This window comes from Myroides sp. LJL116 (genome assembly GCF_054871685.1).
The window spans coordinates 1-9,002 of the sequence record NZ_JBTXLR010000031.1 but is presented as its reverse complement, the minus strand read 5'-3'; the positions used below and the strand labels follow the sequence as shown (position 1 = coordinate 9,002).

The window sequence follows — 9,002 nt, the reverse complement described above, 5'->3', positions numbered from 1 at the left end:
CTGTAAGAGAAGCTACTAGAAAATGGACTATGCCAGTAAGAAACTGGGGAATAATATTAGACCAATTTATGATCCTATATAAAGATAGGGTTAGACTTTAAACAAAACCTAACCCAAGCTTATTTTTTGAACTTACACACTTAAAGATACAGTGCCACTATAAATATTTAATCAATTCTATCCCCATTTTCATCATAGTCTAATCTATGTTTAATTTCCCCTTCATTATAAATTATAAAGGCTTTTTTACTTCCATTTTCATAAAATGACTTAAAATAAGTTCTCATCCCATTTTCAAAAGTTATTTCTGAACGAATGTTTCCGTTTTCATAGTAATAAGTATGATGCTCACTAAAAAAAGAAAAATTTATTCGACCTCTTAACTTTCCACTATCATAATAATATAGTTGCTCACCATCTTTATTTCCATTGTCATAATTTTCCTTTGAAATTAGTATACCCTTATTATTATACTGTCTTTTTAAACCCTGGAGTTTTTCTTCCTGCTGATAATTTGCTTCTGATTGTAATGTTCCATCTTTATAATAGTATTTAGAAGGTCCCATTTTTACACCATTAAAAAAGCACTCTTCAGCCTTGACATTTCCATTCTCATAATAAGTGGTAACTAATTCGTAGTTAACACCATTGATTTTAATAAAATTTTTCATGATACCTAATTTTATAAATACCGTTTTCTAATTCTTTCTTTAATCTTTTAATGTAAAAAAATCTAAGTTTTAATCCCTATGAGTCTTGAAAAGAAACTTTTACTCCTTAAGCTAAAAATGCTATACATTAAAGTTATTATCTCGGTTAGATAATCTCCTTATCTCTACAGTGAGTCGCGTGTTAAAACCCAATACTTCACCAAGATAATATATCAACTCTAAGAAAGTTTGCCACAATATTCCTTTGCCCTAAATATTCTTTTTAACAAACTATATATATGATACTTATAAAGTTACATAAAAGCGTATAGCTAAATTAAATATGAACTTTATAGACACTCACTGTATAGCTTAGTTTCTTTATTTCTTGTTGATCTAAAATGAAAAAATCTGCCGTTTTTTTATCTATATCTAAATTATATACCCTATAAATAAAAGTATTACTATTGTTGTTTAAAAAACTATGTTCACTAGAACTTAAATAAAAAGGGCTTCTTTGGTCCTTTACTGTAGTCTTTACTTCGATAAACATTTTTTCTCCATGACTATCATAAGCTAGAATATCATAGCCTAATCCATCACCTACTTCCTTGGAAGAATGCTTTACCTTTTTACCTAACTGTTGCAAATAATTCAAAACTATTTCTTCCCCAATTTCACCAATAATACGTAGAAAATTATTTTGTTCTATATAATCAAAATCTTTTACGACGTTAGAATTTTCTTTAAAAGAATCATTACTTGGACTTACTAAACTCCTATAAACAGGTGCATTTCCTTCCTTTAAAAAAAATTCCTTACTCTGCCACACAGCAGCATTAATCTGTTTTTTAAGATATAAGCCTTCTTCAAATCCAGCAACAAAAGCACAATTACAACACTTATGCCTACCTGAACCTGCTTGATTGAATTCAAGTGCACTAAGTAACTTGGTTGGTACTAATGACTTTTTGTCTTTGCAGTGTTCTTTTTCTTCATTAGAAAATAATGATAAAAATGAATCATAGTCTTTATATATACCTGAACAGCCTAAATCATACCCCAAATGATAGGCACACGTAACACAACGATGCCTACCACCTCCAGCTTGACTATGATGCAATTCCTCTAAAAACGAAGTTTGTAATTCTTTATTATGACCACAGTCTTCCAAAACCATTCCTATTTAATATTATGCTGAAAAGAAGCCTTTTACACTATAATCTAAAAAGCAATACTCTCTTCAAGGTTAATCCTTTCAATAAAATCTTCAATTGTAGTTAAATTAAATAAATTAGGGATAATTCCATAGGCTTCTTCTAATTTATTTTTTGCATTATTCCATCCTTGTCCATCTGTAATCCAAACAAACTCATAACCGGGTACTTGATTAACTTTTAATGCTATATCTGAATACGCTCTTGCGATCTCATTTAATTTAGAGCCTCCAGTATTGTAGTAGTTTGTTTCAATTAAGAAAGTAGTTGTTTTTGTTTTAATCACAAAATCAAATCGCTTAACATCCACTCCAAAACTCAAAATAGCAGGAAACTCATCGTTATTGACTTCTGCCCTATAGATAATATCAGCTTTATCAAAGAAAAGAGAAACGGCTTTAGACATATTATCACCTCCCCTATTCTTTCTAGCATTTGTATCTAAACCTACTTCTATACCAAAAACATAATCAACCAAATTAGTTACATCCTTATTATAAAATACTTCAGCTAAACCAGTTTCATTTAGGTAATCTAATATCATCATTGGAGATGTAAAATAGGATTCCACAAAAACAATATGACCATCTTGGTTAAAAGTTTTAGCTTTCTTATTTTTTCTAATAGCAATTAATATATCCAATACCTCAAATGCTTTAGGATTCTCTTTAAAGACATCTTCAATTGCTTCCAATAAATTATCTTTTCCGATTAAATAGTTTAATTGATTTAGTTTAATGGAAATCTTATTTACATTAGCTCTAACTTTCTTAAAATCTGTAAAATAATCCAGTGTAGCATTAGTCTCGGTTAACTGAGATAAAAAAAGATTAAAATTTTTGGCCATTTTATAAATAATTATTAATTAATAACTCATTAATTTTTCCCCTTCCACTTCCTTTAGCATTTATAGATCTACTTGCCGATACGCGTTCTATAGTATAACTTTTATATAAATCATCAAAAAAGTCATCCTCTGAATTAGCTGCTTTCACATCTGAATTACTAAGCATCCATTTAAAGCCTCTTTCAGATATAGTGTCACAGAATTCTTTTAAGCGTATTTGCTCTGTATCGTTAAAGTCACCTTTTGCATATGAATTAAAGCTAGAAGTGTTAGAAAGAGGTCTATAGGGAGGATCAAAGTAAAAGAAGACGTTCTGTTCGTTTACTGATTTTAATACTTCTTGATAATCTCCATTAAAGAGTTCTACTCTTTGTAGAATTTGGCTCACTGCACGTAAATTACTTTCATTAAGGATAGCTGGAGTTTTACTACTGCCAATCGGCACATTATATACCCCTTTCCCATTAACTCTATAAAGTCCGTTAAAGCAGGTTTTATTTAAGAAAATAAATAAACTAGCAATTTGTAAATCGCTCCTCTCTTTATCATTATATAAGGCTCTTTTTCCTAAGAAATAAGAAGTACGCTCATCTTTATCTTCAACAAATCGATGATATTCATCCTGTAGTTTTCTTAATTCCTCAATAAGTACTTCCACATTTTCTTTAATCATCCTATAAGTTGTAATTAAATCTGAATTCACATCATTAATAATTGCTCTTTTTATATTAGGATATTTATTAAGAACATAAAAGAATAATGCTCCACTACCAACAAAAGGTTCGATATATACTACGTCTTCACTTGTAAAAGATTTTGGAAATCTACTTTCGATTTCTGGTATTAACTGTGTTTTACCTCCTGCCCACTTCAAAAAAGGCTTTGCCTCTACACTCATTCTATTTTTTGTTTTATTTATGGCAAAAGTATAAATTATTTACTTGACTAAAGAATTGGATTTGTCATATAAAATAACGTGAAGAAAACGATAAAATAAAATCATAATGATTTAAAGCAATTATGTTTATTATAAGACATAAGATTATTTAAAATTGATTATCCAAGTATAATTAATCTTTAAATAATAAATGATATTATATATTAATACAGACATATTTGACTTTTTGTATTTTGTCAAATGGATTTCCTTAATAAAACCATTTAATTCTAATACTTTATAGGTTTTCCTGATAGTTACCATTCTTATCCATTGTCATTAAAACATTTCTATACCCAAACTATTTGTTTAATTTTCTGACATTACCAAAATGAAGGTACCCGTAAGAGTTGTCTATTCCTACTGAAATAAAGGCCTTTACTTTATCGAATTTCAAATCATCTATAATATACATTCCCGCAGGTACAAAATAATGAGAAACAACAAAATATACCGTGTCACTTGAGGAAAACATGCCTTCAAAAATATAACTATTTATATCTCTATAACTAGTAGCTCCAGTAAAAATAATATAAGCATCCTGGGGGCAATTAATTACCTTTACTAAAGAATTTCTATTTCTGTCTTTACGCTGAACTGAATGATATAGCTTAATATCTATGATTGTATTTTTATCTAAATTTAAATTATTAAGGTTTTCTAAAAATAAATAATAAGATTGCAAGTCAACAAAGTCTAAATATACTTTATTAATGAACTCATGTTTTTTTTGGTCATATATATTTCATTCTTATGACTCTCCAATTACCTCAATCGGATCTATTATTATCATTCATTTTTAGTTATAATCGTATCCATTTTCGACCCTTTACTATAAGGTACCTTAGCTGAAGGTACAAGTTTACTAGATTCTCTCAAATGAGTGTCCTGATCGTCAAAGAAAATATGAGCTCCGAATGCCTTTAATACTTTATCTTTCGCAATTCCTCCTAAAAAGTAAGCTTCGTCAACATATACCTCCCACTCTCTTAAAGTCTTTATAACTCTCATATGAGAAGGAGCATTTCTAGCTGTTACAATTGCGATGCGTAATGGAGAATATTCTACAGGAGTACCTAATTTTGACTTAACAATTGCTAGTTTACGTAATAACTTTGCAAATGGTCCTTCCTCTAAAGGTACATTTTCATTCTCTGCCTCATGTTGGTGAAACGACTCCATACCTTCAGTTTTATATCTAAACTCCGAATCGTCAGAAAATAAAACAGCATCAGCGTCAAAAGCTATTTTAACCCTTGTATCTTTTTCATCATCAAAATCAGTAGGTGGAGCGTAAATAAGTGCTGCAGCACAAGCTTTAGAGTCTATTACCGTTTGAACATCTACCTCATCTTTGGATAAGAACAAGTCTATATCAAAAGCATCTATATAAGGGAATAACGGCTCACCTCCTGACATAGCTACTCTTGTTATATCTAAGCTGAACTCCTTTATTGAATTCAAAACTCTAACTCCAGTCTCTGGGCTATTTCTAGACATAACTATAACTTCTATTACCCGCTTTTCTGCAATTTCATTCAGAGCTAATAGCCTTTTTACTAAATAAAAAGCAGTCCCTTTTTCTAAAGTTTCGTTCTCTTTTTCAAGTTGATACTTTCGATATGCAGAAATACCACCTTCTTGAAAGATTTTATTTTCTTCTTCTAAATTGAACAAAGCTCTTGAAGACACTCCTATAACCAGTACTTCAGATAAATCTAATGCCATACTATAATTTTAGTTCTAACCTATTCAAATGTTCTTTTATTTTTTCTGCTAAATCTCCCAAAAGCTGGTTTTTAACATTGCTATTTAGATTCCTAGTGTGAATAACCATCTTTGTTTTATCACTATTATAGTGCACATAAAACCAATTATATTTACTATAAATCTCACATTCACCAGCATAGTTTACATCGAAAACTTCATTTATTTCAAATTTATCGTCACTATTAACAAAATAATCAGAACAAGCTAAAATAACAATGGGAAATTGCTGTATGAATGCGGAGTTTTTAAATAACTGCTTTCTACTATTTAACTTATCGACTTTTGCATGAGCAGTCACTAAACTTGGCGAATCATTGATTTCAGTAGTAAAAGCATGCTTTAGAAAATCAACATATTTAGTAGTTTGTTTATCTCTTAGCAAATCAAAGAGCTTTTGATATTTACTCCATGTATTTCTACCCCACCCCCTATTTAACGGACTGTTTTCTTCAACCAAATATTCAAGTATCTCACAAGTGTTTCTTTGACAATGTACCTGCCATGTTTTTGCATTTTGGTTATATTCATTTATTCTATTAACATCATTTATATCAATAGCTGCTTCTCTACCTACCAATAAGATAGATGAGTTAGGGTTACCAGTACCAACATAGAAACTCTCTTGAACTCCCCTATTTACAAAATCTTTAAAACTTTTTTTATGCATAGACAATTTGCTAAAATTAATTAATAAAAAAGGTATCTGTTATAATACCTTTCCCATATTCTCTAAAAACTATACTTATTTTACTATGCTTTTTTTTCATTTCGATAAATCTAATTCGCACTGAATTACTTAACAATCTAATTAAGCATGTGAATATAAAGTTAAACATAGAAACAAGTATTTATCTTAATTTTTAGTGAAATTTACATTTTTATTAGTGATAATAATATAACTAGTACTTATCTTCCCTGAAAATTAAAGTACTTTTCCTATGTCACTTAGGTAGTTTTTCAAAAAACCTTTTTCATTAAAGCCCTGAATTTTTCCAATTAAAACCTCTCTAAACTCTTCACTATCTAGTTCCTTCCTTCGATTTACACTTAAATCAAAAAACTCCTTTTCTTTTTCAATACCAACAAAATTTCTTTGAAGTAAGTTAGCAGCTATTCCTGTTGTACTACTTCCTGAGAATGGATCTAAAACTATATCTCCTTTCTTTGTTGAAGCTAATATAATTCTTGTTAACACAGATAAAGCCTTTTGAGTGGGGTGTTTTCCAGCTGTTCTCTCAAATGGAGCTACAGCAGGTAGTTTCCAAACATCTTTCATCTGTTTATCTTCATTAATCTGCTTCATTAAATCGTAATTGTAATAGTGAGGTACTTTCTCACTCTTTCTTGCCCATATAATAAGTTCTGTTGAATGTGTAAAGAACCTACATGAGAAATTAGGAGGAGGATTATTTTTTTCCCAAGTAACTACATTTAATATTTTAAAATCTAATTCCGTTAGTAGTTGTCCAATTATAAAAATATTATGATAGGTTCCACTTATCCATATTGTTCCATTATCTTTTAATACGTCTCTAACAAGAGTTAACCATTTCTTATTAAAAGAGCGAATTTGTTTAATATCACTTCCTTTATCCCATGCACCTTTATTTACACTAACTACTTTTCCACTATTAATGGTTAAACCTCCATTAGACAAAAAATAGGGAGGATCCGCAAACACCATGTCAGCTTTTACATCTAATGCCTTTATTCTTGTAAAACAATCGGCATTATACAATATAAAGTCCTCATGTTCTGTTTTGTAAATTTTATTTTTCATTTATATGTCTTAAATCAACTAGCTTAATAAAACAACCCACTACAAAGATAGACTTTTCATATTTGCACGTACCATCGCAATACCAAGTATTATGATTGTTTTATAGGATTAATACCTCTTTTGATAAAGCATCTAAAATGCTACGCTTTGTCTGTAGAGTTACGTGTAAACTATGTAGATATTTACAATTATTATGAACGACGAAAAAAAACAAAATTTAATTGCTTTTGGCAAACGCATTCAGTCACTAAGAAAATCTCAAAATTGGTCCCAAGAAGAACTAGCTAATAAAGCTAATTCTCATAGGACCTACATTGGTTTAATCGAACGAGCTGAAAGAGAAGCAGGACTAAATAAAATTTTAGCTCTTGCCAAGGCATTCAATATAACTCCCACAGAATTATTTAATTATGAGACTAGTAAAGAACCTTCAAAATAATAGAAAAGTAATTTTTGATCAAGGTAAATTCGACTCATGGTGTGTATATGTAGTTGAGATTAACGGATCTAAAAAAGCCCCTTTTGATGTTGAGTATTTTACAGATTTAAAAAACTTAAATTCTAGATACCCTAATAATAAAGTATATCAAGACTTCATAGCTATATATAACCTCACTGATAGCACTATAAACCCTATTGTACTAAACCTTATAGACTCCATTATGAATACGTATAATCAGATAGATAGGATTATTATAGAACAATGGTTTGCTGTAATATATGCTGGAATGGTAGCAGAAGAAAACAAAAAGTTTGCAATCTTAAAAAAGCGTATAAAACATTTAGGAGTTTACCAAACCTTGATTCAAGGAATGCCTCCCGCTGACGCGGCACGTTTTAGCTATGGTAGAAAATGGAGAGAGTTAGACGCTATTATGAAACCTTTAGGAATATAGAAAATGACTACAATAAACTTAATAGGATTTAACTTTGAGAAAAACAGGGCTAATCTTAGAAAACAACTAATAAATATTTTCTTAGATGAAACTCCTGGTACTGGAAAAGGTGAAAATTGTAGCAGATATAAGTACACTATGTATGATAATAATATACACAAAGTCTACTTAAAAAGACCTGCACAATTCAATAATGGATTTGACTTTACTATCCATGTTACTGACATCAATTTTAATCCCAATGGCAAAAGAACTAATAGACCAACACATGGTAATATTTTAGAAGACCTTGCTGAAAAAAAGAGAGAAAACCCTAAATTATACTTAATATTGATAAAAGAAATTACAAAACTTTATAACTGTCAAGAATATTCACTACAAGGTTTAATTTTCGCAACAGGGTTAAGCTTAGATATTTTATGTGAAACTATTAAATGGCTCTTTGTAGAACAAGATGTAACCTATTGGAACTATTCTGGCCGAGCTATGTTTTATAATGCGATTCAAGAGATTTAAAACGGCAAGAAACCAAAGATGTAGGTGGATACTAATACTAATGTAATAAGACTCCAATTTAAAAGAGAAACAGATATAAAGGATATCTTAGATAGTTTACCTACTTATTCTGTTAGAGGTAATATTAAACCAAAAGACAATATTAAGATAACTGAATACTACGAAAAACCTAGAAGACAAAGTTTATGGTACAGTGTCATTAAATCATAATACAAGAATATTAAAAATATTTTATCTTGTAAAAGAATTATAGTACTAGAATTTGACACTGTACCATAAACTGTGTAAGTATAAAAATCTGCTTGGGTAACTAAGCAGATTTTTTTATATATTTAATATTTAGACAGTTATGGATACAAAGAAGATTATCTCCGATGAAGTTTTCAAGG

At 29.6% G+C, this 9,002-nt stretch carries 11 protein-coding genes; 3 read left to right on the top strand and 8 right to left on the bottom strand.

The annotated features are described in order from the left end of the window. Window positions 1-167: 167 nt before the first annotated feature. The 8 genes from ACYSNM_RS13460 to ACYSNM_RS13425 all read right to left on the bottom strand — a co-directional run bounded on the left by ACYSNM_RS13460 (window position 168) and on the right by ACYSNM_RS13425 (window position 7,201). A complete protein-coding gene (locus tag ACYSNM_RS13460; protein ID WP_461757396.1) occupies window positions 168-671 on the bottom strand; it encodes a toxin-antitoxin system YwqK family antitoxin in 504 nt (167 codons plus the stop codon). A 316-nt stretch (window positions 672-987) separates the two neighbouring features. Next, window positions 988-1,830 (bottom strand): protein NO VEIN domain-containing protein, encoded by an 843-nt coding sequence (locus ACYSNM_RS13455; protein WP_461757395.1) that lies wholly within the window; start codon window positions 1,828-1,830, stop codon window positions 988-990. 44 nt (window positions 1,831-1,874) lie between these two features. After that, a complete protein-coding gene (locus ACYSNM_RS13450; protein ID WP_461757394.1) occupies window positions 1,875-2,714 on the bottom strand; it encodes a type II restriction endonuclease in 840 nt (279 codons plus the stop codon). A 1-nt stretch (window position 2,715) separates the two neighbouring features. Beyond that, window positions 2,716-3,612, bottom strand: a complete 897-nt coding sequence (locus ACYSNM_RS13445) for a DNA adenine methylase (protein WP_461757393.1) — start codon at window positions 3,610-3,612, stop codon at window positions 2,716-2,718. A gap of 340 nt (window positions 3,613-3,952) precedes the next feature. Beyond that, window positions 3,953-4,336: a hypothetical protein gene (locus ACYSNM_RS13440; protein ID WP_461757392.1), complete on the bottom strand. Its 384-nt coding sequence runs from the start codon at window positions 4,334-4,336 to the stop codon at window positions 3,953-3,955. Window positions 4,337-4,440: 104 nt separating this feature from the next. Further along, complete coding sequence (locus ACYSNM_RS13435) at window positions 4,441-5,379, bottom strand: 5'-nucleotidase (protein WP_461757391.1); 939 nt, start codon at window positions 5,377-5,379, stop codon at window positions 4,441-4,443. Between the two features lies 1 nt (window position 5,380). After that, a complete protein-coding gene (locus ACYSNM_RS13430) occupies window positions 5,381-6,088 on the bottom strand; it encodes a hypothetical protein (RefSeq protein ID WP_461757390.1) in 708 nt (235 codons plus the stop codon). Window positions 6,089-6,343: 255 nt separating this feature from the next. Continuing rightward, complete coding sequence (locus tag ACYSNM_RS13425; RefSeq protein WP_461757389.1) at window positions 6,344-7,201, bottom strand: DNA-methyltransferase; 858 nt, start codon at window positions 7,199-7,201, stop codon at window positions 6,344-6,346. A gap of 193 nt (window positions 7,202-7,394) precedes the next feature. Here ACYSNM_RS13425 and ACYSNM_RS13420 point away from each other — a divergent pair, with 193 nt between their 5' ends. The 3 genes from ACYSNM_RS13420 to ACYSNM_RS13410 are packed head-to-tail and all read left to right on the top strand — an operon-like array spanning window position 7,395 to window position 8,613. Further along, on the top strand, window positions 7,395-7,640 hold the full coding sequence (locus ACYSNM_RS13420) for a helix-turn-helix domain-containing protein (RefSeq protein ID WP_461757388.1): 246 nt from the start codon (window positions 7,395-7,397) through the stop codon (window positions 7,638-7,640). Continuing rightward, complete coding sequence (locus ACYSNM_RS13415; RefSeq protein ID WP_461757387.1) at window positions 7,612-8,097, top strand: DUF7004 family protein; 486 nt, start codon at window positions 7,612-7,614, stop codon at window positions 8,095-8,097. The genes ACYSNM_RS13420 and ACYSNM_RS13415 overlap by 29 nt, the downstream gene beginning before the upstream one ends. Window positions 8,098-8,100: 3 nt before the next feature. Then, window positions 8,101-8,613: a hypothetical protein gene (locus ACYSNM_RS13410; protein ID WP_461757386.1), complete on the top strand. Its 513-nt coding sequence runs from the start codon at window positions 8,101-8,103 to the stop codon at window positions 8,611-8,613. Window positions 8,614-9,002: the final 389 nt, after the last annotated feature.